We start from the raw sequence: 25,668 nt of genomic DNA on the forward strand, positions 1-25,668 counted from the left end.
AATCACCTCCAGCAGGATCTTCGAAAATATTATACACGTTCCGGGTCCAAAAGTCAAGGGCCATTTTTTACATTAGTAATATTGGGCCCACTCAACATTATTATATAAAGCCCTATAATTCTTATATAATAAGGATCATACTAAAAGATAAGCACATAGGTGAGTTATAATAAAAGTAATACAAAAGTTATATATAATGAAAAGTAATACTTGGGTTATATATAATAAGAAGTAATACTTAAGTATGTCATACCAAAAAAATAGATATCCTAAGGAAGATTTATAGTTAGCACTTGTAGTAGTAATAAAGATAGAAACCAAACCAGTATAGGTATTGATTTATATTATCATATGTGATAATATACTGATGTAAGTGAGTAATTAATCTAGAAGGTGGTGTTATAGATGACAGGATTCGATAAACTCAAGGCTAATCTTATGAAGAATTCGGAGTTTGCAGCAATTTATAATGAGAAGAAACCACTGAGAAACTTCATAGATGAACTGATCGAACTCAGAGTCGAAAAAGGTATGACCCAAAAGGACCTTAGCGAACTCACAGGTATAAGCGTTCCGAATATCTCCAGGATAGAGTCTGGGAAACAGAATTTATCGTACAAAATGATGTACAAGCTAGTGAGTGCCCTCGGCGGCAAGATAGCTCTCACTCCAAAAGCGGATAACTACATTAAGCTGTCCGAAGAGGCTTCAGAAATGCTCACTGAACTGAGCCAGCAGGCAGACACCACCCCGGAGGAGTTTCTGAATTCTCTTATAGAAAAGGCCGCCAAGGATTCCACAGCTGCCGGTGTGAAAGGCTAAAAGCCTGGTGACGAAAGTGATTGTTGCCTATCACCACTACTTGTCGATAATTTCGACTCATAGGCAAGGTGAATAGATCGTCCGTCAAGATTGGCGGGTTTGATTTAACCGGTTTTGTGAAAACCACAAAAGATGCCTTTATAGTTCCCTCGAATGATCCTGAATGAAGTCCCGGTGGCATTCATTGTCTGCCAGAAAACTTGCCGATCTGGTCAAAACTTCGCTGCAGATGTTCTTTCCTTTTCACATTTCAGGTTGGTGTTGACATGAACTTCTGAGATTGAAGACCATTATGGGCTAGTTCATGAGTTATGAGGAAGAATCCGCAATAGCCTGCCCTGATGAGCCTGTCCTGAAGTGTTCCTATTCAGGGTTTCTATTCAGGGTCATCCCGTGGTGTCCCCGTACTGTCATCCCGGGCTTCGACCCGGGATCCACTCCTTAGAAAACCGTGATTCTGAGTTAAGCTCAGAATGACGGGAAGGGAGTAAGACTGTCATCCCGTAGTGCTCCTATACGGGATCTCGCTCTTCTCACTCTTTCGAAGGACGGAGATGCCGGATCGGGGTCCGGCATGACGGGAAGGGAGGAAAGACCGCGAAAATGGGGACTGACGGGCTCCTGACGTCTGTCCCGTTTTTCGCGAAGACCGAGCATGACGTGAGGGAGGAAGAACGTGATTCTGGCTAGGAACATGCCAGAATGACGTGAAGGGACTGTCATCCCGTGTCATCCCGTAATGCTCTTATACGGGACCCCGCTCTTGCTCTTTCGAAGGAGCGGAGATGCCGGATCGGGGTCCGGCATGACGGGAAGGGAGGAAAGACCGCGAAAATGGGGACTGACGGGCTCCTGACGTCTGTCCCGTTTTTCGCGAAGACCGAGCATGACGTGAGGGAGGAAGAACGTGATTCTGGCTAGGAACATGCCAGAATGACGTGAAGGGACTGTCATCCCGGGCTCCGACCCGGGATCCACTCCTTAGAAAACCGTGATTCTGAGTCAAGCTCAGAATGACGTCAAGTGAGTCCGGCATGACGGAAAGGGAGGAAAGACCGCGAAAATGGGGACTGACGGGCTCCTGACGTCTGTCCCGTTTTTCGCGAAGACCGAGCATGACGTGAGGGAGGAAGAACGTGATTCTGGCTAGGAACATGCCAGAATGACGTGAAGGGACTGTCATCCCGTGTCATCCCGTAATGCTCTTATACGGGACCCCGCTCTTTATATGTGGAGTGGAAAACCTGTCGGTACGGATATCTTCGAGACTTTACGCGAAAAGGCGAATCTACCTCAATGGGATAACTTTAAGAAGAAAGAGTACGCAATCTTCAGCAGATCGGGCTTCACAAAAGCTGTAATCGAAGAAGCGAAGTCAGATAGATCTCTGATACTGGTTTCTGGAGACAAACGAATCGTTTAATCTCCCTCCTGTGCATGGCAAAATCGAAACGGTTCTTCCTAATAACCTATGAACTAGCCCAACTGACCTCGTAGACTATTCGGAAATGAGACAGAGACAATCAAGCGACTCTTCGATCTGGGAGTCCTTTTTGATAATCTGGCAAGTATCAAGGCGTTCAAATCATTCTCGTTCAACAACAGCTACTCTCCGGAAGACGCCATAAGAAGTTCAGCGAAGGTAGCGTGTCTTGTTCAGTTGCTCAAGACCGGCAAGGAAAGTCATGAAAAGTTTCGAGAAACGATCGACTTGCGTGATGTCAATATCGTCAGCAGGAATCGACTGGAGATTTCCGGCATTGATCCTCGCGAGATTTGCTATTATTTGATATTGAAAATGTGTAGGGAGCCCCAGTTTTTTCAGGTTTGGCAACATACACTTCCGGATCGTTGATCTTAGGCACTTCAGCTCCTTCGATGGAGGTGAAATCTATGAGCAAGAGAATAAAGCTTATTTCATTACTGACAGCGGCAATTATTATCCTTGTTCTTGGAGGATGCGTGCTGCCTCGATTCATGCACAACACTCTTATCGAGAGAATGATCGCGGCCGCAAGAGAGTATCTGGCACAGAACCATCCCGAATTCAACCTGAAGCTGTTCGCCGTCTATGCTTCTACAGACGAGGATCCAGAACCTTTTGAAAAGGCCGATGATCTGGCGTACTGGAGATTGATTTTTTCGGATTTCGATCTCTCCAAGATTGTTGAAGCCATTTATAAGGATGGATCATGGACCTCAAAAGTTGTCGACGATATCTGGTATGAGGATGCGGTTCTCGTTGATCCGCTTTACATAATCTTCGACATTCAGGACGCCATAAACATCATTCATAACCGCAACCCCCTCTTGAAGTATCTCGGGGTGTATTTCCATCTCCCACTTGATCCGAACTTCAAACATCCGCAATACAAGTTCAAAATAGAAGACGGTGGCTTTGTGATCTTCAACTCAGTAACAGGCGAATTCGAGTTTTCCGATTATTGAAATCTGCCAGAGAACTATAACGGCTCTCAGCCGCAGGAGTCAATAATACCTGCCGGTAGGGCTTCTAATATCCGCCCCTTCGCCGATTTTTCGTCATAATTACGAGTTGCCGGAAACTTCTGCCTGTTTTGAGAGCCGTAAAAACTCAGGAATAACCGCTTTTCCTGCGAGATATTTTTCTGTTAAGAGTCTGCTTTTTCCCCTGATTTAGAATCGTTCTGCAGTACAATAGGTCGTGTGCTTTCAAAACCGTAGCCACACATTTTCTCTTCTGCCGAAGCCCTTACATTCTTTAATTGGAGTGCACAAGGGGGTGTGGAAAGTGTCGCAATGCAAGAATCTGATCACGCTTGTCATTCTCTGTCTCTTCCTGTTTTCTTCTCCAATTGCAAACGCAACGGAACTGACAACCGATTTCGAGCAAGCAAAGGAAATCGCTAAGCAGGCCTACATCTTTGCTTATCCAATGTTGGAGGATTTCAAAACCATGTTCATCCAGGCGATCGATCCCGGGCTATTCAGCATGTTCTATCACAAAAGGGAGCTTCGCGGACCTGATTACAGAGAAGTTGTCCGGCCGAATAACGACAGCATCTATTCCAGGCTCTGGCTAGACCTTAGATCGGAGCCTGTTGTTGTAAGCATACCGGCAGTAGAGGACCGTTATTACTCATTCGAGATGATCGACATGTACACACATAACTTTGCCTACGTTGGCACAAGAACCACCGGAACGGGTGCGAGAACATTCGTGATATCCGGCCCTTTCTGGCATGGTGACACGCCTTCCGGAGTCGATGACGTCTTCCGCAGCGAGGGCAATTTTGTCCTGTGCCTGGTTCGGATTTCGGTCAACATGCAAGTCGAAGGCGACCTTGAGAAGGTTTTGGTAATACAGGATGAGCATGAGATTCAATCTCTCAGTTCGTATCTTGGGGAAGAGGCTCCGCCGGCGGCAGACCCCGCTATCTTCCCGACCTATGACAAGACGAAGGCTGAATCCGCGGAGTTTATCTCATATTTCAATTTCCTTCTGGGCCAGCTGCAAATACACCCAAGTGAGAAGGAGCTGATAGAGCGGTTCGGCAAGATAGGCATTGGTCCGAACCTCCCATTCGATGTCAATGCTATGCCATCAGGCATAAGAGAGGCAGTGGAGGAAGGGATCAAGGAAGCTCTGGAGATAATTCAGAACCCGGAAGAAATGGTGGGAATATCGAAAAACGGCTGGAATCTGAGTATCTTCGGCAATCGAGAAGAAATGCAGGGAGAGTATGAACTGCGGGCAGTGGCGGCTTATCGCAGCCTGTACGGGAACAGCCTTGAAGAAGCATATTGCCCAAATGGGCTGGTAGATGAAGACGGAGATGCTTTTGATGGATCGAAATTCAAGTACGTTCTCTCGTTCAATAGCGATGAGGTTCCGGCAGTTGAACCAAAAGGATTCTGGTCAATCACGATGTACGGCGAAGATCAATTCCTGGTTGCCAATGAGATAAATCGCTATTCGATAGGCGATCGTACAGATATGAAGTATGGGGAGGACGGTTCGCTGGTTATCTATATTCAGCATGAGTCGCCAGGCGCAGACAAGGAATCTAATTGGCTTCCCGCTCCCGATGGAATCTTCTCACTCACCATGAGAATATATCTTCCTTCATGGGAAGTGCGGGATCCTGTTCATTGTCTGGTTCCAGTGAAGAAATCTGGAGCTGTCGATAGTGGCGGCAAACCGTGAAGAGTCCGAAATTGAGCCTGTTTTTTGAATGCTGGGGTAATCCGTGACGGATACACTTTTTACAGAGCGGTGGTTGGCAAGACTCAACTTATGCACTTTGACTTAACCTGAAGAAAACAGAACAGGGTCTTTGAAAAAGACACGAAACCACCGTATATTCGTGGTGGCCAGACCATACAAAAGGATGATTTCATGCCCACCACGAATATATCACAGACTAACATCGGATATCATCGATTCAGTTCACTACCTACATCTCGAGAATGTTGAGCTCTCAGTCCCTTTCCACAAGAGACCTTTCATACGCGAGAGTAGATTACATCTCTAGATTCCTCCAGGAGAATTCTCTCGAGTTCAAGTACATTGCTAATTCTTTCGGTTTTAAAGCTTCACTTTCTGATTTCAAGTCCTTTCAGTATCTCTGGTGCTGCTCGAAGCTCAGAATTTGGTACATCATACTTGTTACCACGACTGTCTTCTTCTTCAATAAAAAACTCCGGCATTAAATTGTGTCTGGAATTCAATCCACAGGCCTCGTTGAATTTCATCTCAAGAGTGATAGTACTCTTGGCAATTTCGAAGATATCTTCTTTAGTTATTTGCTCATTGTAAAAGAGATTCACCAAAGTTGCAATAGTATCAAGGTTTTCTTCTGTAGCACCTACATATATGCAGAGAAATATATCAAAAGCTGTGTACATTATTTGTCTATATAAAGACTCCGCAACTTGGCCCTCTCCATTTCTAACGTCCACTTTGCTAACTGCTGGAAAAACGTTTCCAGCTGTATGATCAGCACCCATTGTTGAAGTAGCATAGGTTGTTCCTGTACCCTTAAGACCTCTTGGGTCATAAGCGGCCATGGATTGGTTTTTGATAGCTGGAACTCTTGTTATGCCGAATACTTTTCCCAGTAGGCCTGACCCAGAAGCAAGAAGTCTTCCAAAAGGAGAGAGAGATCTAATCTCATGCGTTAGGGCGCTAAAGCTTTCAGCATTACCAAATTCTGCGAGTCCAGCTTCCGCTGCTACTGCAAATGAGGCACCTGTCTCAATTGTATCAAGGCCAAACTCGTCGCAAAATCTTTCAAGCGGTACCACTTTATCGAAGTTGAAGATTCCTAAATTAGAACCTAACATTACTATTGATTCATACTCGAATCCCGAAGTAACATATTCTCCATTCTTGTCATGAATAATGTTTGAACATCGAACCACACAACCTTTGGAGCAGGCATGCCCCATCCTTCCTCCTCTCGATTTCAGTTCATCAACGATATTCTCGCCGGACAACGCTAGAGCTTCTTCTGAAGATGACTCTCTATAATTTCTGATTGGAAGGGCTCCGAGTCTGTTAATATAACTCACTAGAGAAAGATTACTGAATAAGGTCATGTTCACCTTGCTCTTTATTATTCTTTGCGCGAAATCCCTAGATACTTTGAGGAATTCTTTTTTTGTATCTTCAGGAGGCATAATCATAGGAGAGCCTGGTTCCAAGAAAATAATGGCTTTTATGTTCTTGCTTCCCATGACAGCTCCCATTCCCCCTCTGCCTGCATGACGAGAAGCATGCCCTTCAAGATCGTTGCCCGAAATGGTGGAGTTAATCAACTTATTTTCACCGGCAGGTCCTATTCCAAGTATGCCGACATTTTTTCCATATTTCTCGTAAAGCTTCTCAAACAGTTCGTAGTTCATAAGACCCTTTAGCTCAGGAGCTTTTTCGAATCTGCAGTTTCCTTTGTCTATTATCAATACTGACAGTTCTTCAAGTGCGCCAGAAACTGTTATTGCTCTTATACCACTTCTAGCAATCAGATCAGGAACTCTCCCTCCTATGTTCGATTCCTTTATTCCTCCTGTAAGAGGACTCTTCGCACCAATTGAAAGCCTATTTGAATTCGGCACTGGAGTTCCTGCAAACGAAGCCGGACATATTACAAGTACGTTCTTTTGACTGAGTGGATGTATGTCTGGTTGGACATATTTAGCTATGAGCCTTGATGAAAGAGTTCTTCCTGCAACAAAGTGTCTGTATTCTTCTTTGTTTGAAGATTTTTTGTTCAGATCAATATTTAAAATCATGTAACAGCCTCCTTATCTTTCGAAGCCTTACGATGGTAGTTTACAATCATTATCCCTATTGCGACTAGAAACAGAGCGGCAGGTAGTGCAGGGGGTATTACTTCACCCGGAACAATCAATGATGAAATCAAAGTTCCCGCTAAGGGCACTATGAACTTGTATACTGTGATTTCACCCGCTTTGTTATATTTAAGGACAGAATACCAAAGCGGGAAGATTATCGAGGAAATTGCTCCCGAATAAAGTATGAGTAACCAACCTTTTTCTGATATATGTAAAATGTCACCAGGTTTCATGAAAACCAGCCCAATTAATAGAAGAATTAGGGAGCCCACAATCATTTGCCAGGTAGTTACAATAATGGGATTCGCTTCTCTAGATATCTCCTTTGCCATAAAGTAACCTATAGCCGACACAAGTCCAACAAGGATAAGTAGAAACTCTCCGTTCATTTTGAAGGTCCAACTCATTCCTTCATCCCAATTTGCAAGAGCTATACCCGAGAAACCAATAATAAGTCCTATGAATTTTGTGAGATTGATTTTGTCGTCTTTATAATAGAAGTGGCAGATTATGATGAGAAAAAAGTTGAGAGTCGAAGTGAGTATTGATCCCTTCGAACCTGTTGTGTTCGCCATTCCAACGTATAGAAAAATGTACTGCAGAATGGTTTGGAAGAATCCTAACACTATAATCCTTGGGACAAGCTCCTTTTTAACTAGAAGTTGATTTCGAAACGCAAGAAGACTAATACAAAGGAGAATTGCGGAAGCTATAAGAAATCGTAAACTTGCAAGAAATATTCTCGCTGGCACCGAAACAGACTCGACTCCCAACTCTGAATAAATCAGTTTTATAACTGGAAAGGCGCTTCCCCAAAGAATTGATATCACTATTGTAAGAGGGATGACAGTGATCTTCTTAGTTAAGAATGATTGTACAGTCATTTTTTCTCCTTTGGAAAGGCGAGAACAGAGTCTTCTAAAAGCCTGTCCTAGTTTCTTCTATTACTTTTGTCCGTAAGAGGTTTTGATGTACTCTCTCAATTCGTCACATTTTTCAGGAGATATTGGATACACTTGGCCAACGCTTCTTGCTAGAATATATATTTGAGCACAATGTTCGACACTAACACAAGTTTTCAATGCCTTAGCAAGAGATTCATCTGCTGCAAGTTGGCCATGATTTGCCATTAGAACCGCCTTCCTGTCTCCAAGCGCATTCACAACATTCATGGCAAGCTCCATACTACCATGCCTTGCATAGTCGGCAACTTCGATTTGCCCTCTCATTAGAACAACACTTGACTCAATTTGGGGCAAAGGTTGCCTTGTTATTGAGAGAGCCGTTGAGTAAAGTGAATGAGTATGGATTATGGCATTAACATCCTTTCTTTTTTTGTAGATTTCTCTGTGCATACCATGTTCAATGGATGGTCTTCTTTTCCCTTCAATTACTTTCCCATTCATGTCAATCAGCACGATATCATCCGGTACTATCTGTTCGTAGTCAATACCACTTGGAGTTATCAGGTACATATCACCGTTCTCTCCTACTCGCATGCTCAGGTTGCCACCCGTACCGTGTACCAGACCACTCTTGAAGACCTTTATTCCGTACTCGATTAGTTCTTTCTTTTCTGCTTCAAACATTTCGTCCACACCTCCTTATTCAGATTACCCTATACGGAATCTCAATGTTATTTGCATAAGCTAGGATACTTTCCAAAGCCATTTTCGAATGATGTGTTATTACGTCTAAGCTTGCACCACCAATATGAGGCGTAATTATGAAATTATCAAGTTTTAGGAAAGGATCATCGAGAGCTATCGGTTCGTAATAGAAGACATCAACGGCCGCACCTGCGATCCTTTTTTCTTTAAGAACTCTATAAAGAGCGTCGTGATCAACTAAGGCTCCTCTAGCTGTGTTTATAAGATACGCCGTGTCTTTCATTTTGAGAAACTCTTGCATACCAATCATCTTTTCGGTCTCTTTTGTTACACTAGCATGAAGACTTACAAAATCTGATTCGGATAGAAGTTCGTCCATTGAAGAGGGTTTGGCTCCAATTCTTCGAATTTCATCTTCAGAGACATAGGGATCGAAAACCTGTACATCCATTCCAAGAGCTATCGCCTTTGATGCAGTTTTTCTTCCTATTGCACCAAGACCAACAAGACCTAAGGTCTTCCCTTGAATATCAAATCCTCTAAATCTAATGTATGGTATAACTGCCAGTTGTGGATCTGACCAGATGACGTCTTTGCCCTTGGCGGCTACATTGGTCATTTTGTCGACTGCCGCCGTTCCATCTTTTATTGCTTCGAAAGATTGGAATAAATTCCTCGCTGAGCAAATCATAAGCGCTATGACAAGTTCCGCTACGCAATTCGCATTTCTCGCCGGTGTACATGTCACAGTTATGCCCTTTTCTTTGCACGCATTAATATCTACATTCACAGGATTCCCGCGCGTAACCACTATTAATTTGACGCTATCAGTTGCTTTGATAATTGCCCTGTTAATCTTGTCTGCACTTATTATCAAGATTTCTGGTTCTAGGGCGTTTATCTGTTCGATCATAACGCTTTCCGAAAGGAAGTTTTTTTCTCCCGCTGCCCGACCTTTCAAGGTTATTATAAACCCCTTCTCGAGCGCTTCTAGAGTCTTATTGTCTAGCTCGGATGTAATGAGAATCTTCTTCATGACATTCCTCCAGTCATGTTATGCTAATCATCTTTGAGTACCATTGTTTCCACATTTCAAATTTCTTATTGTAGAAGTCACCCACCATGTCCTCATTTGAGGAAAGTCTGCTTAGTGAATTCAATAATGCTTTCTCAATTTCAGAGTCCTTCTCTCTGCCTATTATTGAAGCACCTAATGAAGTAGTATCGAGGTTGTCAGTAATTAATAATTCGTTTTCTCTCAATATTCTTGGAAGGATAACTCTTAGTAAGCTATTTCTTGATGCACCTCCTGTTAGTATGATTCGCCTTAGGCTAATGTTTGATATCTCCTTCAGCTGTTCTATGTTCGCTTTTATTGCAAAGGTCAGGTTCTCTATATATCCTATCAGAATTGCACTAAAGATATTGACTCGCTCATCGTAAAAGGAGAGAGAGATCGGGAGATCTTTGCCCTGTGAAACGTCAAATATACCAGGGCCAAGGAAAGCCATTGTGTCAAATGATCTATCTGCATTGATTGAAATAATCTTATCTAATTGTTCACTAGTAAGAGATAGACTATCATCGAATTGCGAAAGCAATTCTTGGAGATCATTCTTAATCTTTCTGAACATTAGACCTGTCTTTCTGCAGTTACTCTCAAGTGTCCAGAGATCGGGTAGATACGGACAAGTCCAAGTTCTACGCCGGTTATCTAATATGGGGGAATCTGTAACTAGCTGTACAGGAGTCGTGGAACCATTAACAATTACAATGTCTCCAGGTTCAAATCCGCCCGACCCAAGAACTGCTGACTGAGTATCGGCCATAGAAATCTTGACATCAACACTTTCTGAGATTCCGATTTCTCGGGCTAGTGAACTGCTAACAGATCCGACTATTGTACCTGGCTTCTCGATTTTTGCAAGCCGAAGATGTGAAAGCTCAAGCAATTCGATAATTTGATGCGACCAAGTTCTCTTTCGCACATCAAAAAGCATTGACTCCGAAGCATTTGTCTCCTCAGACACTGATTCATCCTTATTCTTTCCGAGCAACTTATATACAATCCATTCATTAAGCATCATGAATCGGCTGATCTTTGTATACGTTGAAGGCGCTTCGTGCTTGAACCAAAGAAGCCGCATGGCCGGAAAGTAGCAGTCCGGCCAATGGCCAGTTATATCGTAGATTTCCTCTTTAGTGCTTCTAGGAAGTGATTTAGCAATTTTAGATGCCCTAGAATCAATGTTAGGACAGGCAGACAAGACTCGATCTTCTCTATCCAAAAAGACGCAGCCTTCACGCTGGCTTGTAACTGCGATCTCAGAAATTCCTGCTGTAAGGTCTGGCCTAAATCGTAGACTTCGCATCATTTGAATTAGCAACGCCCACAGGGTATCAGTATCAATTTCCTTTGCGCCAGGAATCTCTGACGTCAAGTACTCGAACTCCTTGTATTCTTTGTGGATAATCTGCATCCTCTTATCAACGATGCATATATGAATCCCACCTGTACTAACATCTATTGTTAGCGTCGAGCTACTCAAAACAAGCGGCTCCTTTCATAGCGCTTCTTCATGACAGAAACAAGTAGCATGATCAAAATTATCAGACCCTTGGCAAACTCTTTCCAGTAGAAAGCGAGTCCCATCAATGTAAGGCCATTTGCGACCGTAGCCATGACAACTGCACCAAAAAGCGTTCCAAATACATTTGGTCTGAAGTTCCTTCTTGACATTATTGTACTCAAGTACGCGGCACCGATGGCGTCCCACATGTAGGAATGACCTACGAGTGGCTGACCTGAACGTATCTGAGAGCAGAGAATTATTCCGCCTATAGTTGCACACAAAGCACTAATAAAATAAGCAGCTCCATAGTAAAGCCTTACAGGAATGCCGGAAGCTCTTGAGGCCTTAATACTCTCCCCACATGCATAAAGTCTTCTTCCATATTTGCTCTTCTCAAGAAACAAATAGAGCAACAAGGTAAGTATTATGAGAATCAAAATCGGATTTGGGATTCCGAGAGTGCTACCGCGATATATTTGATTGAGAGCAGGAGGGGCGGGATAAAGATAGACTGGGAGCCCTCCCCTTGTGACACTCTTTTCTATACTGTTGCCAATAAATAGCACAGATATCGTTGCTATAAACGGATTCAGATTGGCTTTTGCAATTAAGAAAGCATTTACTAGTCCGACAGCAACTCCAACTAGGACCGCAAGAAGTATTGAAAGACCAAAGTTCATTCCGGCTGTAACGCCGCTTGCGACAGTAATTCCGACAAGCCCCATTGTTGTTCCTGGAGTAAGATCAATGCCCTTTGCTACAAGTGCTAGCATTACCCCATATGCAGCTGGTGTTGTTATAGAAAGTCTCAGAAGAATGTCGGAAATGTTGTCCCACTTGAAGAATGAGCTACTCGTTATAGCAAAGAAGATCACAACACCAACAAATCCGATTATTATGCTTCCATTTACCAGAAAATCAATAGCTTTCCGGGACGTAGTACTGCTGGTTGATATCACACTACTTTTCGAGTTGGACAATTTCACCACTCCCCATAGCATTTGTTATGACTACGACAATCACTAGACAACCCTCAATGAGTTTTATCCAGTATGAGCTGACACCTGAAAGTGCAAGTCCATTTGCCAAGAGTGCCACGAAAAGAGCACCTACAACAGCTCCCGGAATAGTTATGACGTTTTTTCTAGAAATCGACATTCCGAAAAACACTGACAGTATCACTTCATTCAAATTAGTGTACGCAGCTTCTGGAGTATAACCTGAAAGCTGTGACAGGTAAACAAGTGAGACAATCCAAATGCATACCCCCATTGCTGCGAAGGAACTAAAACGTAACCTTTCAACCTTGAGACCGGCCTTTCTTGCAGCTACCTCATTCCCTCCCACAGCATATAGATGCATACCAAACGCAGTTTTGTGAACGAGCAAGTACATCATTAGAAAAGACAGGCCAAGAATCCATACAGGGAGAGGAACTCCTATAAAGCTCTCAAATCTGATTGTTTGAAAGAACGAATGCGAAGTTGTCAGAAAGTAAGCCTTGCTTATAGCTTTCTCAAGACCGAGAGCAGCTAACATCGTTGATATTGTGGTTAACCAAGGATGTATCTTCAATTTGATTATCAGGAAAGCGTTTGCCAGTTCAAATCCCAAAGCAATTGCTAGTGCTGTTATCAACACAACTGGAATTGGTATTTCAGCGTGAACCATTCTGATAGACGTTACTGATACGACCCCAATTATTCCTACAAAAGAAAGATCAAATGATCCTGATAACATAATTGTTCCAAGCCCCATAGCCGGTATTGCTACAAAAGTGGCGGAGACAATTACGTTCATTAGATTGTCGAATCTCAAGAAGCCCGGGGATACGATGATCAGATAAATTATTACTGAAGAGAATATTCCAAAAGTGATGTAACTCTTGAATTTTGTGATTCTCAATGCGTTTTCCATTTATGACACCACACTTCCGGATGATCCGATAGCATTCTTCAGAAGTATATCTTCATCTATGTCTTTCACATCAAGAGTGACTCTATGTTGCCCATCCTTCAGAATCATTACTCTATCGCAAAGCATTTTGATCTCCTCATATTCTGGGGTGATTATTATTATCGATGTTCCTTCTGAAGATATCTTCTTTAGGAGACGATAGATTTCCAGTTTAGCCTGAACATCAACCCCCATAGTTGGATAATCGAGTATTAGAATCTTGAGAGGAAATGCTAGCCATCTTGCAATCGCAACCTTTTGCTGATTACCACCACTGAGGAAGCTTACTACTGTTTTCGCGCTTCGTGTACTTATCGCCAAATCTTTTATCATCTGATCTGCAATTTCTAGTTCGGATTTTTTATTTACAAAACCGACTGGGGAAAATGCATTTAGATGAGAAAGGGTTATGTTTTCGGCCAATGTAAATGTCCTAACCAAGCTTTCTTCCTTTCTATCTCTAGGAACATATCCGATTCCTTTCCTTATTGCATCGGTCGGCTTTCTAATGTGCGTTTCCTTACCGTTCAGCTTGATTTTTCCTTTTTTTGGTAGCAACCCGTAGAATGCTCGAACCAATTCAACTTGACCTGCTCCCTCAGCACCGAAGAGTCCAAGAACTTCACCTTTATAGAGCAAAAAGGAGATCTTGTTAATTCTTTCAGTTTCTAGATCCTCAACTTCAAGCATGATTTCGTCGGAAACCTTTCTCTTTTCTCCTTCACTTCTACTAGCAATCTGCATATTTCCACCCGTCATATGGCTAATGATCTCGTCCTCATTGGTTTCTTTGAGATTGAGATCAACGATTTTCTTTCCATCACGCATTATCGTTATTGAATCGGCTATCTCAAATATCTCTTCAAATCTATGACTAATATATATGATTGTTATTCCATGAGATCGAAGTCCACGAATGATTTCGAAAAGTTTATCGATTTCTTTAGCTGAGAGGGGAGCTGTTGGCTCATCGAATATCATTATCTTTGGTTCTCTTACAAGTGCTTTTGCAATCTGAACTAACTGTTTCTCAGAAACGCTGAGATCTCTTATAAGTTTTCTTGGATCAATGTCTATGCCTATCTTTCCTAGTAGCAATTGATGTGCCTTTTCATTCATGTCTCTCCTGTCAATGAATGCCCTCACTGTGCCTCGGGGTTCGTTGTTGAGCATTATCGACTCTCCGACAGTGAAGTATGAGACCAAATCGTTCTCCTGATATATTGCTTGGATTCCTTCAGAATACATAACATCTGGTGTTATATGGCTGAAATGCTTTCCCTCGATTTCGACACTCCCAGAATCAGGAGTATAGATTCCCGTCAGGATCTTGATTAGCGTGGATTTGCCTGCGCCGTTTTTTCCAACTATGGCTCTTATTTCACCCTTTGGAACATCGAAGTCTACTGAGTCCAAGGCAAGAATACCCGGAAATCTCTTTGTGATTCCTTTCATATTGAGTAATGATTTATTCATTTCGACACCTCAATGTTCTCTTAATATTGAGCCCCGTCGTCATTTCCAGACGGGGCTTTTCCTTAAAAAACTGAGAGCTGACTAGTTGAAGAATTAGCCCTACTTTAGAAGATCCTTTACATTTTCTGTAGTAACCAAAATGTGATCTACAAATCTGAGAACTGGAACTTCCTTTCCAGCAAGGAGATCCATTGCGACTTCCGCACAGGTCTCACCTATTTTGTAAGGTTGCTGTGCTACTGTAGCTACAAAGGAGGAGTTAGGATCAGCAATCATTTTCAGAGCAGTAGGATCTCCGTCAAAGCCATAGCACTTGGCATGATATTGACTTCCCATATCATCGATTGCTTGTGCAGCCCCTATCATTGGCTGATCGAAGAGAGACCAGAAAGCATCTATCTCTGGATGGGCTCTCAACATGTCTTTTGTTTTGTTGTAAGCGTCAGGAACTGTTCCCGGAACAACGTAAGCTTCTTCGGCTACCACTTTGATGTTTGGATATTCGCTCAAAACCAAATCGAAGCATTTCTTTCTCAATTCGGCTATTGGACTGCCTGGTCTGAAGAAAATTCCAACTTCGCCTTCACCTTTTAGGTCAGCTACCATTCTCAAAACAAGCTCAACCATTGCAGTCATGTTGTTTGTTGAAACATTACACTGACTGTAGACAGACTGAAAATCAGCTGTAACTACCTTAATACCTTTTTCTCTTGCGATCTTCAATTCAGGCTCAATTACATCTCGATATCCCAGAATTACGATCAGAACATCTACATCTCTCGAGATCAAGGTCTTTACATCGTTCAGCATCTTCTCAGGTCTTCTTTCACCATCGAATGCAATGACCTCAGCCCCTAGTTCTTTTGCCTTTGCAATTGCTCCATTGTAGGCCTGAATATCCCAATCATGCTCTGTGCCGATAACAGAAATTCCAATCAATGGTGCATTAGCGAACATTACAGCAGAAAGCATTAACACGACAGCAATCACTAACAAAGTTCTTGTTTTCATTTCATTACCCCCTTTCGGATTATTTGGAACTCGATCTAGATTTGTTCTCAAGGATTGTATTTGCAGTGCTTTCATCAGTTATAAGTACATCTATTAGATTTCCTTCAAGTGCGCCCTGGATCGCCTCGGCTTTTTCGATGCCCCCAGCTACTCCAATGGTCTTTCCTGGTGTCTTTACATCCGCACCAATAACTCTCCTGTTTAGTTCTTCGCAGACAAACTTGCCTTCAATGTTGAACCATCTTCCAAGAATATCTCCGACCGCACCCTTTGATTTAAGCAATTTCATCTCCGCCTCATTTACAATGCCGCTGTTCAAGTTTCTATTTATGGTACTACCTATTCCTACTACCGAAATTTCAACCCTCTTAATAATTTCAAGTACCTCAGACACGGCTTTCTGTTTCACCACGGTATCTACCGCCTCTACTGTATCGAGTTTGTAAGGAACCCAAAGACCATAATAAGGAACTCCAAATCTATCCGAAAACTTCATCCCAATGCTCGTGGGGTTCGAAGAGTAATTCCTAAGCAAATTCCCCAGTAGAGAGACCACCTTGAAATCTTTCTTGAACGTAATTGATGGATCGACATAATTCGGAAGGTGACTTAGAGTTGCCCCGTTTCCCAAACCAAGAATGCTTATCTTCTCGAGTTGAGGAGACAGGTAATTGGCTGCGGCGCGAGCAAGACTTCTCCTGAGTTCCTCACTATCTTCGGCGGTAGGTACAACGACAGCATCGTGAATTGAGAATACCTTTCTCAGCTTTCCCTCAACCGAGAGCAGGTTATGAACAGAATTGAGGATTTTTACCTGAACCAAGCCCTGTTCCTTTGCTTTGCTCAGAAGTCTCTGCACCTTCTGTCGTGACATCTTCAAGATAGAGCTGATTTCGCTTTGAGTCTTGTCCTCACAGTAGTACATCCAAGTGACACGAATCATCATATCGTATTCGAACATTTGCTCACCTCATTGGGCATTTACTCGATAATTATAAAGTCCTTTCTCAAAATAATCCTAAAACGATTAGGATGTATTATACGTAGTCTAAGGCTTACAGATGCAATTAATGGAGAAATCCTCATTTTTTGGTAGCTGCTAGAGATAAGTGTGTATGGAAAAGTCGAAATGCTTCTTCCTAATACTCAACTTTGGCAGCAATGATATGCCCCCAAAAGTGAGACAAGTATAAAGAGAAAGTGTTGCATAAAGAGTGTCTCAATAGTGATGATTCACAGCGAATCATCACTCGCGAATCAGTAACTGAGAATATGGAATCTGATCGGTGTTTCATAAGCGATACTCGAATGTGGTCTTTGACAATTATGCTCTTTGATCCAGCCATAGATAGCCTAATTAATCTCTTTCAAGGTCATTGCGAGCAGATCCTGTAGACCTTCTTGTGATTGACCTTAATGCCTTCTCTCTTGAGGAGAACGTGAATCCTTCTGTAACCATATTCCGGGTGTTCGTAAGCGATCACCGCCATTGTGGATGATAATGGATCTATCTTCGAAGGGGCCAGCAACCTGTAGAGCTTGGCTCTGGATATTGAGAAGCCTTCACAGATGATCCTGGCTGGCAAACCGAACTCCTTCAAGAACATCACCGCATCTCTCAAGACTCGTTTTTTTTAATGAACTCCCTGAGAGCCTGGTTTTCCAGCTCCTTCTCAACTACAAGCTTTCTTAGGGATTCGTTCTCCTCCTTGAGGACAGCCATTTCTTTTGCCTGATTTGAAGATAGACCGCTGTAGTTGTCTTGCCAGCGATAGTATGTGCTTGTGCATATGTTGTACTTTCTGCAAACGGCAGTCACTGAGGTCATCTTTGCTTCCGAGAGGATCTGAATTATCTTCTCGATTGAGTACTTTTTCCCTTTCATTTTGGTTCGCCTCCCTTAGTAAGTCTATCATTTACCTTGTATCATTTTAGGGGAGCAGACCAGAAAGAGAATGTCGTTCTGCTTGGACCTCCCGGGGTTGGAAAAACACATCTGGCAGTAGCCCTGGGAATGGAAGCGCTCAGAGAAGGGAAGAAGGTTTACTTTGTGAATGCAATATCGCTTGTGGACAAGCTGAAGAAGGCCTTTTCTGAAAGACGGTTCGAAAAGACGATAGGTTACTTCAAATCGATTGAGCTACTCATTGTAGACGAGTTGGGGTATCTCCCACTTGAAAATGAAGGTGCAAAGCTCTTCTTTGAACTGGTGAGTGAGAAATACGAAAAGGGAAGCATAGTCCTTACTTCAAACAGAGGCTTTGCAGAATGAAACAGAATCTTTGAAGACGAGATACTTGCAACAGCCGTTCTTGACAGACTATTGCATCACTGTACCATTGTCAACATACGAGGAAAGAGTTACAGGCTTAGAGAGAAACAGAAAACCGGTCTTATTGGTACACAATTGATTAGTTTGCCTGGTCATTGATTTCACAAAAATCGTTGATGTTTTTCCACATTTCCGGTTGATGTTGACACTTCAACAAACCTTCTCTGCTCTATACGGAAGAAGCGAACTGAACCGATGACATCCGAGATAATCTGTGATATATTCGTTGTGGGCATGAAATCATCCTTTCGTATGGTCTGATCACCACGAATATACGATGATTTCATGCCTTTTTCAATGACCCTGTTCTATTTCCTTTTCTAGGTTAAGTCAAAGTGCATAAGTTGAGCTAGTCACTATCGGTCAGCAATTCACGATGCAGAAAATCAATGACCTTTTCCCAGGAATCTCGAGCCGCCCTGGCCGCATCTTCCGCTGTTCCTCCCAGTCCTTCCCAGACACTTATGGTAGGCAGATAAAACTGGCGCATAGTAGTCGGATAGTAAGGGTATGTAATCAGCATATGTCCACCGTTGTCGTAGCTCAGGAGCTCATAATAACGGGAATGGTTATTAGCCTGAAGTCTATCGATTGTGACTTTGGATAGTATGTCAGATGGCCAAACTCCGTCACCGGGATTGCCTATGAGCAGAAAGGCGGCTTTTGATTTTTCCACCTGAATGGTAGCCGCTTCCAGAGAGTCGGACTGCATTTTTAAGCTGTACAGGAAAGAAGATGAACCAAGATAGGGTGTGCCGTTATCTTGAGCTTCCTTGAACCGTCGCAGAGAATCTTCATCCTCCATGAACTTCAGGTAAGGAAAAGGCTTGCCTTGATACGTCCAGGCAGGGCTCTCGCTGGAGCCTATTCCCTGCCAGATAACGCCGCTGGGGGTATATCCAACCACCGCTTTAATCTGGGGAAAAAGGGACGCTGCCAGGATAGCCAGCTCGCCTCCCCGGGAAGCTCCGATAATCCCAAAGCTGTCGGAGACCACGTTCGGTTGCCTGGCCAACCAGTTCAAGGCTTTTTCGATAGTCTCCAAAGGGATATTTTCCAGCGTTGGTGGCAAACCTTCAGCCCCAAAATAGCCCAGCGCCAGAGTAGGAAGTCGGGTTTTGGAAGCAATAATAGCCGCCCAGGCTTCTTTTACGCCACCCTCGGAACCCCCCAGAACGATAAGCGCCGGTGTAGGCTTGCTAATCTCGTGGGGCATCAGGAAGACTCCGACAATCTCATCGGAAACTTCCAGTCGATCGAGATTGTGATTGACAATTCGGGTAACGACCTGTTGGTCTTTCTCCTCTCCATCTATAAATAAAGCTATTGTAAAAGTAGGCGGTGTAGCGAATGGAGAGACCATATTGCTTGCAGGCTTACAGACCATGGACCAGAATAATCCGGCTGGGTCCACACCACGGTAGGAGCCTTCTATCGGAGCATCCCGCGAAGGATCGACGGTTCCGTTTTTATCCGCCTGGAAAGATGCTTCAGACGACCAAGTATTACCAAACTGGTCCTTCCCGGAAACGATGAGTGTTGCAATCTGTCCAGCCGTAAGCCCTGTCACTACAATATTCACAGGGTCGCCGAACAATACTTCTTGCGGTGACACATTGAGTTTAGCTTGCATAGGTGTAGCCGCTTTTGCCGTCTTGGTAAATGAAGGAAACAGTAGCCCCAAGAGCAATACTTCTATCAAGGCTATTGTGAAGAGTTTTTTCAAGTGCCACTCCCTCCTTTAATCACCGTTCTCAGGTAAAGTCATGTAACATTTATTGTTATGATATTTCCATTATAGCATTAACACTATTACACCTCTGCCAAATTCCTCATCCACCCTCTACGATTTATTTCGCTTCTCTCCTGTCTTACGCCCTTTTCTCCGTTCTCCAATATATGCTGAGGAAGAACCTGTTTTTATCTTCCTATACTGATCTTCTCTCCTTGAACTTTGATTTCATGGTTGCGAATCAGAAAATCGATTTCTTTGCCTATAACATTCGATATGATAGCCCCCATTCTTTTGAAACCGAACAGTCCGGCTACATCTCTTTTCAAGTCCTCTTTAGACATTGTGAACGCGTTCTTCAAACAAAGTTTAATCGCTTCTTGGATCTCGACCGGAGCGATGTGCTCAGGCTTTCTTATATCGTCTTTGCTGGCCGATTTCCTTGGAAGTATCTTTTCGTTGCGCTTGATCAAGAAATCTCCCTGAAGAACGTACGAATCCCTAGGAAATTGTGTCATAACGTATTCCCTGAGACTCTTACGCGAGATATTTCCAGACTTGGTGTACATATCCCAAGTCATCATCTGAAGTCGCTGAGGATTCGTCTCATAAAACGAGGCAATCCTCGATACAACTTCATCAAGGTGAACGGGAGCTTCTTTTTCAATAATCGCTTTCATAAGGACATGCATGTAGACAATCTTTTGCGATGAAATCAATCTGTTTAAGTCGAACATCGAAAATTTTTCGTATTCGGGAAGAGTCATCTCTTCTCTTTTTATCGACGGCAAACGGTTTTCGATCGCTGACTCTTCCTGACTGTGAGGATATTCAACCTTCCCAGAAGAAGAGCTCACGGCTTCTATTTCTGCAATAACCCTTTCAATTTCCGATTTTCTGTCGAAGACCCAGTCCCTTGACCATATTCTTATAATCTTCCAGCCGAGTCTTTCGAGTACTTGTTGACGAAGTCTATCTCTGTCTCTGGCTGTCCTTGCCGAGTGGTACATGGCGCCATCGCATTCGATTCCGGCGATGTATTTTCCCGGGTGTTCTTTATCGACAATGGCGAGATCTATTCTATAACCGGAGCATCCCACCTGCTTGTGTACATTGAAACCACGGGCAGTAAGCTCTTCATATACCTCTTGTTCAAATGGCGACTCGAACTCACCAGCCGTGTACTCTGCCTCCTTCAGAAGGAATTCCCTGCTTCCTCCCCGCTCAGCGTAGTTCAAATACTCTCTTAGCGCTTTGACTCCTGGAGTTTGGATTTCAGCAGGAATGTCACTTCCCTTAATTGAGCTTACAACGATCACCCTTTGTCTTGCCCTGGTTATAGCAACATTCAGTCTTCTCTCTCCTCCGCTTTTGTTTAGGGGGCCAAAGTTCATGGTCAGCTTTCCCGAAGCATCTCTACCATATCCAACGCTGAAGATCATTTCATCTCTTTCATCACCTTGAACGTTTTCGAGATTCTTCACGAAGAACGGTTCCTGCCTGTCTTCTTTGAAGAAACCTTCTAGAGACTGATTCTGTGAACGTAGTTCTTCAATTCGATCAAGTATTGCCGTCTGCTGGGCCTCGCTAAAGGCGACAACTCCCAGAGATACACCCGGCTTTCTTTCCGCATGGTTCATAACCATCTCTGCCACTCTGCGGGCTTCTTGTAGATTCTTTCTGCTCTTGGCCCTATCATAAACTCCGTCTGAAACGTATTCAAAGGAAATTCCAGAATCGAGTCCGTCGAAATTGCTGCCGGGGAAGGTACTCAGTCGATTCGAGTAGAAGTGATAGTTTGAGAAGGCTATCAGTGATTCATGGCGGCTCCTATAATGCCAGAGAAGCTTCTTCTCAGGAAGTCCCGCCGTGCTACATTCATCTAGAATACTCTCAAGGCTCTCGAGATCAAACTCTTCATCTGCCAGTTCGGCTTCATCAGGTTCAGAGATTTTAAAGAAACTTGTGGGAGGCAGCTGTCGGTTGTCTCCCACGACTACCACTTGTTTAGCTCTCATGATTGACCCCACCGCGTCTTCAGGAAATACCTGGGAAGCCTCATCGAAAATGGCAACGTCGAATTTGAACTTCTCTGGATCGATGAAAACACTAACCGAAAGAGGGCTCATCATCATGCATGGTTTCAAAACTTGAAGTAGATTTGGTATTTCTGAGAACAGTCTCCTTATCGATTTGTTTCGTCTCTTTTTTGCGATCTCTCTCTTAAGAATTGAAGTCTCGGCACTTCCAGAGTTCACAAGATTGGCAACGGGAACCCTCTGAGCGAGCAAAGAAGCGAGTCTCTTTCTGGCGTACAGCTGTTGCTTCGAATCGAGAACCCGGAACTTTTCAACAAGAAGATTATGATCGCTTGCGGAGAATGAGTTCAGTATTTCATCGTTGTTATAGAACGCTGACAAGAGCTTGCTATAAAAGCTCTTGAGGAAGACCTTTACGAGCATTCCGGGCTCTACTTCATTTGTCTCTGCTCTTTCAAGAAAGTCTTCCAGCCCGGAGCTTCTAAGAGCGATCATGCTCTTTTTCATTGACAGCCAATCATCTAGTCTGGGAAGGGAATCATGGAGTCTATTTATGAATTCCTCAAACCCTGAGAAGTCGAAGAGAGACTTACCGTCTGAGAATGGCTCTGTGTTTACCATATCGAAGAGATTCTCCAGCTCTATGTACAGTGCTTTCAGTGTTGAGATTACACGCTCTATCCAGTCACCCGCTCCTGAGAGAGATTGCGAGGTGCTGGATCCGTATGGTAGAACAGCAAAGTCTGAAAAATAATCAAGGAGTTCCTTAAGATCTGATTCGCCATTCCTAAGAGCCTTTTCGAAATTATGGTAGCACTCGTAGAAACTCTCGATGCCGCCTTTCGAGCTGTCGAGAACAGTTTGCAACTCCTTTTCGTCACAGGCCTTTGTAATCGTTCCACACTGGGAGAGAACTCTTTCCGCCTTTTGCATATCTTCAACGATTGTCTCGCTACTGAAAACTCCGTCGTATTTAAGCGAGGAAAGAATACGGACATTCTTCTTGTAACCCCCAAACAACCTACCGAAGAAGTTATTGTATGAACCCGAGAACTTTCTCTGAAGCTCTTTGTGATTCAACTGAAGAATAGCCGGTCGATATTTGCTGAGCAATGACACCGTCTCCTCGAATGACTTCACAGACTTCAAGGCATTATTTATTCCCAAGAGCGAGCTAACTTTATCGAACTGACGGCTGACATCCTTATGCGAGGCCAAAGTGTTTTCAATCGACTCTTTTAGCTTCATAAATGACTCTCTGCGTTTCGATGGAACGTCTTCGATGATTACTGTAATATCCGAAAGGAGATCCTCCGCAAGTTTCAAGACTCTGGTTTCCTTTGAGCTGTCATTCTCAAAGATTTTGAGAATCTTCGATAGCTTTGAATATACATCCAAGAACTTTTCATTCAAAGCCGACCTCGATTCCAGGGACACTTCTTCGCAAATTCTCCGCAGTTTCGCGATTATCTCTTTCATCCTTTCAAGAGACTCGCGCAGACGCATAGCGAAAAAGGCATCCGGTGCAAGTGCTTTGACTTTGTCGAGAACGTCGTTTTTGTAGTTTCTGTACATTTCAGCGCGACGCTCAAGGTTACCAAGATCGCCGATAATCTCATCTAGTTGCTCTCGTGTTATCTCCTGTGCATTTCTAAAATCGAAACTCACTTGAGGAACATCATGTAGTACGGCGAGCTTTCCGTGAAGATCAAATGCCGAGATCTCAAGACCGGCCCGTTTCTCGTGCAGCCTTTTAACATAGTTATTGAGCCTATTTCTTATTTCCTTCAATCTAGATAGCTCATGCTCAAGATTCTTTGTATCTACCGCATGATTGTTCGCTTCATTAAGTACTCGATCCAGTTCATCCAGTACCACTCTCTTTCCGGTCTTTTTACTGTGAAGCTCCAGACAGAAATCTCCCAATCCACAATCATCCAAACGCCTCTTGACAACCTCAAGAGCCGCCATCTTCTCGCTGACAAACAACACTCTCTTTCCCTGACTAAGACACTCTGCAATGATGTTTGCTATCGTCTGGCTCTTTCCGGTTCCGGGAGGACCTTGTATCACGAGGTCCTGACCCTTCTTAACTGCAATGATAGCCTCTTGTTGACTGGAGTCGGCATCCAGTATCTGATAAGAATCAACAGGATCAACTATTTCATCCAGATCTTCAGTCAGGTCGGACTCGTAATCTTTAACATCCGAAGGCTTTCCCTCTGCGATGGTTCTTAAAACAGAGTTCTTGTATATCAGTTCCACATAGTTCTCAAGGTCCTTGTACATAGCAAGCTTTGCAAAAGAAAAGATCCCCAGAGCAACGTCTTCGATGACTGTCCAGCCCTCGATCGGTTCAACTAGCTTTTTAACACTGAGGAACAAATTACTGAGAGTCGATTTATCGGGTGATGAGTCCTGATCGAAGGCGGGATTAATATCAAGGCCGAATTCCTCCAGCTTCTCAGTAAGCGTTGGATTGAGCACTATATCATCATCGATGATCCTAACCGTATAGGAAGAAGCGATCGTTTCGCGGTCAATCGTAACTGGAACAAGCAACAGAGGGGAGATCACGAAGTTTTTGCCATAATCTACTTCTTTCCATCTAAGGAATCCGAAAACCATGAACAGAGTGTTTATCCCCATCTCCTCATAAGACGTTCTTGATCTGAGCTTCAGTCTGCTCAGAACAAGATTCATCTCCTTTTCTTCACGGTCGGTCAGTATCTGGTTTGATTTAGGGGAAACAAAGTTTTGAGTTACTCGCCTTTCATCATCTTCGCTTACCGTGGGGAGAGGAATGAAGCTCATCTGTTTTTCTTGAAGAACAACCTTTTCGAAAATCTCATCGATTGAAGGTTTGATCAACTTCAGATTGCTCGTCTTGCTTTGCCTGAAGTTGATAAGCATATTTCTCATCGAGAGATCTAGCAATGCCTTCTTCCACTTCTCGATCTTAACCGAAACAGCATCATTACTCTGCAATTACATCCCTCCTGACGAATGGGTCATACAGCTTCTGCCGCAAAAGAGCAAAAGAAATCTGGAAAGCGCATAGACAATGACTCAACCCACCAATAGCTTGGAAATATGTGATGTTGCAAGTCTTATTCATCCCGATCGACAGAACTTGCCGGCCCTATAATAGACATCACCAATAGCGAGATTCTCTGAGAATCAGCTTTTTAGACAGTACGAACAGTCATGAGTTTACATGGCTTTAGTCGTATTAGATTCTGGGCATTTGTTCAGCATGATTATATCAGTTTTGTGAACACACAAAAAATGTGAAGAACCTCGATATGCATGAGTTGAGACTTCGAAATCCCGTTAAACACCTGGTGACACTACAAACCGAAGGATTTCTTCTACGAGAGTATCGGGGGTATGGTCTCTATTTCTTTCCTCAGGAGCTGACGTGTATCCATTAGACCGCCCCCTTTCAATGTGATCATATCATCGCCAAATCATCCAGGTATTCAGCCTGTGTATAAAGCGGGACTATCTGTAAATATCCTCCAGCCTGATTATTATGATAATCAAAATCACGAACTCATCTCCCCGGAGTTTGAAGATGATTCTGTAATCTCCGACTCTCAGCTGAAGGAGTCCATAGTATTTGCCGGTAAGGCTTCTAACATAGGGTTTCTTGTCGGTTTTTCCATCGTAGTATCTGGACACGCCGACCGATCGGCCGGCTCGAAAGTAGATTCTCCACGCAAGCGCCTGATTTCACTCGCAGGTAACTGGAACCTACTGTTCGACCAACTTCAATGCG

General features: G+C 43.4%; 18 protein-coding genes and 1 pseudogene. 4 read left to right on the top strand and 15 right to left on the bottom strand.

The window, feature by feature from the left end:
* Nucleotides 1-405 precede the first annotated feature (405 nt).
* The 3 genes from MESINF_RS05185 (at nucleotide 406) to MESINF_RS05195 (ending at nucleotide 5,008) form a co-directional block, all read left to right on the top strand.
* Nucleotides 406-822, top strand: coding sequence for a helix-turn-helix domain-containing protein (locus MESINF_RS05185; RefSeq protein WP_169698845.1), 417 nt, complete (start codon nucleotides 406-408; stop codon nucleotides 820-822).
* Nucleotides 823-2,715: 1,893 nt separating this feature from the next.
* Nucleotides 2,716-3,270 (top strand): hypothetical protein, encoded by a 555-nt coding sequence (locus MESINF_RS05190; RefSeq protein ID WP_169698846.1) that lies wholly within the window; start codon nucleotides 2,716-2,718, stop codon nucleotides 3,268-3,270.
* A 322-nt stretch (nucleotides 3,271-3,592) separates the two neighbouring features.
* Nucleotides 3,593-5,008: a DUF1254 domain-containing protein gene (locus MESINF_RS05195; RefSeq protein WP_169698847.1), complete on the top strand. Its 1,416-nt coding sequence runs from the start codon at nucleotides 3,593-3,595 to the stop codon at nucleotides 5,006-5,008.
* 389 nt (nucleotides 5,009-5,397) lie between these two features.
* Here the strand turns inward: MESINF_RS05195 and MESINF_RS05200 are convergent, their stop codons facing one another.
* The 12 genes from MESINF_RS05200 to MESINF_RS05255 all read right to left on the bottom strand — a co-directional run bounded on the left by MESINF_RS05200 (nucleotide 5,398) and on the right by MESINF_RS05255 (nucleotide 17,669).
* Nucleotides 5,398-7,095: an aldehyde ferredoxin oxidoreductase N-terminal domain-containing protein gene (locus MESINF_RS05200; RefSeq protein WP_169698848.1), complete on the bottom strand. Its 1,698-nt coding sequence runs from the start codon at nucleotides 7,093-7,095 to the stop codon at nucleotides 5,398-5,400.
* Nucleotides 7,092-8,042: a DMT family transporter gene (locus MESINF_RS05205; RefSeq protein WP_169698849.1), complete on the bottom strand. Its 951-nt coding sequence runs from the start codon at nucleotides 8,040-8,042 to the stop codon at nucleotides 7,092-7,094. Before MESINF_RS05205 ends, MESINF_RS05200 begins: the two co-directional genes overlap by 4 nt.
* 60 nt (nucleotides 8,043-8,102) lie before the next feature.
* A complete protein-coding gene (locus MESINF_RS05210; protein WP_169698850.1) occupies nucleotides 8,103-8,747 on the bottom strand; it encodes a class II aldolase/adducin family protein in 645 nt (214 codons plus the stop codon).
* Between the two features lie 19 nt (nucleotides 8,748-8,766).
* Nucleotides 8,767-9,804, bottom strand: a complete 1,038-nt coding sequence (locus MESINF_RS05215) for an NAD(P)-dependent oxidoreductase (protein WP_169698851.1) — start codon at nucleotides 9,802-9,804, stop codon at nucleotides 8,767-8,769.
* 13 nt (nucleotides 9,805-9,817) lie between these two features.
* Nucleotides 9,818-11,317 (bottom strand): FGGY-family carbohydrate kinase, encoded by a 1,500-nt coding sequence (locus MESINF_RS05220; RefSeq protein ID WP_169698852.1) that lies wholly within the window; start codon nucleotides 11,315-11,317, stop codon nucleotides 9,818-9,820.
* Complete coding sequence (locus MESINF_RS05225) at nucleotides 11,314-12,321, bottom strand: ABC transporter permease (protein WP_169698853.1); 1,008 nt, start codon at nucleotides 12,319-12,321, stop codon at nucleotides 11,314-11,316. Before MESINF_RS05225 ends, MESINF_RS05220 begins: the two co-directional genes overlap by 4 nt.
* Nucleotides 12,302-13,258: an ABC transporter permease gene (locus MESINF_RS05230; protein WP_169698854.1), complete on the bottom strand. Its 957-nt coding sequence runs from the start codon at nucleotides 13,256-13,258 to the stop codon at nucleotides 12,302-12,304. The genes MESINF_RS05225 and MESINF_RS05230 overlap by 20 nt, the downstream gene beginning before the upstream one ends.
* Nucleotides 13,259-14,773: a sugar ABC transporter ATP-binding protein gene (locus MESINF_RS05235; protein ID WP_169698855.1), complete on the bottom strand. Its 1,515-nt coding sequence runs from the start codon at nucleotides 14,771-14,773 to the stop codon at nucleotides 13,259-13,261.
* Between the two features lie 99 nt (nucleotides 14,774-14,872).
* Nucleotides 14,873-15,784: a substrate-binding domain-containing protein gene (locus tag MESINF_RS05240; protein ID WP_169698856.1), complete on the bottom strand. Its 912-nt coding sequence runs from the start codon at nucleotides 15,782-15,784 to the stop codon at nucleotides 14,873-14,875.
* Between the two features lie 19 nt (nucleotides 15,785-15,803).
* Nucleotides 15,804-16,745, bottom strand: coding sequence for a sugar-binding transcriptional regulator (locus MESINF_RS05245; protein WP_169698857.1), 942 nt, complete (start codon nucleotides 16,743-16,745; stop codon nucleotides 15,804-15,806).
* 412 nt (nucleotides 16,746-17,157) lie between these two features.
* On the bottom strand, nucleotides 17,158-17,391 hold the full coding sequence (locus MESINF_RS05250) for an IS3 family transposase (protein ID WP_169698858.1): 234 nt from the start codon (nucleotides 17,389-17,391) through the stop codon (nucleotides 17,158-17,160).
* An 11-nt stretch (nucleotides 17,392-17,402) separates the two neighbouring features.
* Nucleotides 17,403-17,669, bottom strand: a complete 267-nt coding sequence (locus MESINF_RS05255) for a transposase (RefSeq protein WP_169697945.1) — start codon at nucleotides 17,667-17,669, stop codon at nucleotides 17,403-17,405.
* Between the two features lie 36 nt (nucleotides 17,670-17,705).
* Between MESINF_RS05255 and MESINF_RS05260 the strand changes: the two are divergent.
* Nucleotides 17,706-18,215: pseudogene (locus MESINF_RS05260) on the top strand (ATP-binding protein).
* Nucleotides 18,216-18,465: 250 nt separating this feature from the next.
* Here MESINF_RS05260 and MESINF_RS05265 read toward each other — a convergent pair.
* The 3 genes from MESINF_RS05265 to MESINF_RS05275 all read right to left on the bottom strand — a co-directional run bounded on the left by MESINF_RS05265 (nucleotide 18,466) and on the right by MESINF_RS05275 (nucleotide 25,571).
* Entirely contained in the window at nucleotides 18,466-19,842 is a 1,377-nt protein-coding gene (locus tag MESINF_RS05265) for an acyl-CoA thioester hydrolase/BAAT C-terminal domain-containing protein (RefSeq protein ID WP_169698859.1), read from the bottom strand.
* 194 nt (nucleotides 19,843-20,036) lie between these two features.
* On the bottom strand, nucleotides 20,037-24,875 hold the full coding sequence (locus tag MESINF_RS05270) for a DUF4011 domain-containing protein (RefSeq protein ID WP_169698860.1): 4,839 nt from the start codon (nucleotides 24,873-24,875) through the stop codon (nucleotides 20,037-20,039).
* Between the two features lie 516 nt (nucleotides 24,876-25,391).
* Nucleotides 25,392-25,571, bottom strand: a complete 180-nt coding sequence (locus MESINF_RS05275; RefSeq protein ID WP_169698861.1) for a type II toxin-antitoxin system RelE family toxin — start codon at nucleotides 25,569-25,571, stop codon at nucleotides 25,392-25,394.
* Nucleotides 25,572-25,668: the final 97 nt, after the last annotated feature.

The organism is Mesotoga infera (assembly GCF_900157305.1).
In the GTDB taxonomy this organism is placed as follows: domain Bacteria; phylum Thermotogota; class Thermotogae; order Petrotogales; family Kosmotogaceae; genus Mesotoga; species Mesotoga infera.

Coding starts and splice junctions, on each gene's coding strand:
- MESINF_RS05185 (WP_169698845.1), top strand. CDS start 406: ATGACAGGATTCGATAAACTCAAGGCTAATCTTATGAAGAATTCGGAG.
- MESINF_RS05190 (WP_169698846.1), top strand. CDS start 2,716: ATGAGCAAGAGAATAAAGCTTATTTCATTACTGACAGCGGCAATTATT.
- MESINF_RS05200 (WP_169698848.1), bottom strand. CDS start 7,095: ATGATTTTAAATATTGATCTGAACAAAAAATCTTCAAACAAAGAAGAA.
- MESINF_RS05205 (WP_169698849.1), bottom strand. CDS start 8,042: ATGACTGTACAATCATTCTTAACTAAGAAGATCACTGTCATCCCTCTT.
- MESINF_RS05210 (WP_169698850.1), bottom strand. CDS start 8,747: ATGTTTGAAGCAGAAAAGAAAGAACTAATCGAGTACGGAATAAAGGTC.
- MESINF_RS05215 (WP_169698851.1), bottom strand. CDS start 9,804: ATGAAGAAGATTCTCATTACATCCGAGCTAGACAATAAGACTCTAGAA.
- MESINF_RS05230 (WP_169698854.1), bottom strand. CDS start 13,258: ATGGAAAACGCATTGAGAATCACAAAATTCAAGAGTTACATCACTTTT.
- MESINF_RS05235 (WP_169698855.1), bottom strand. CDS start 14,773: ATGAATAAATCATTACTCAATATGAAAGGAATCACAAAGAGATTTCCG.
- MESINF_RS05240 (WP_169698856.1), bottom strand. CDS start 15,784: ATGAAAACAAGAACTTTGTTAGTGATTGCTGTCGTGTTAATGCTTTCT.
- MESINF_RS05245 (WP_169698857.1), bottom strand. CDS start 16,745: ATGTTCGAATACGATATGATGATTCGTGTCACTTGGATGTACTACTGT.
- MESINF_RS05250 (WP_169698858.1), bottom strand. CDS start 17,391: ATGTTCTTGAAGGAGTTCGGTTTGCCAGCCAGGATCATCTGTGAAGGC.
- MESINF_RS05255 (WP_169697945.1), bottom strand. CDS start 17,669: ATGAAAGGGAAAAAGTACTCAATCGAGAAGATAATTCAGATCCTCTCG.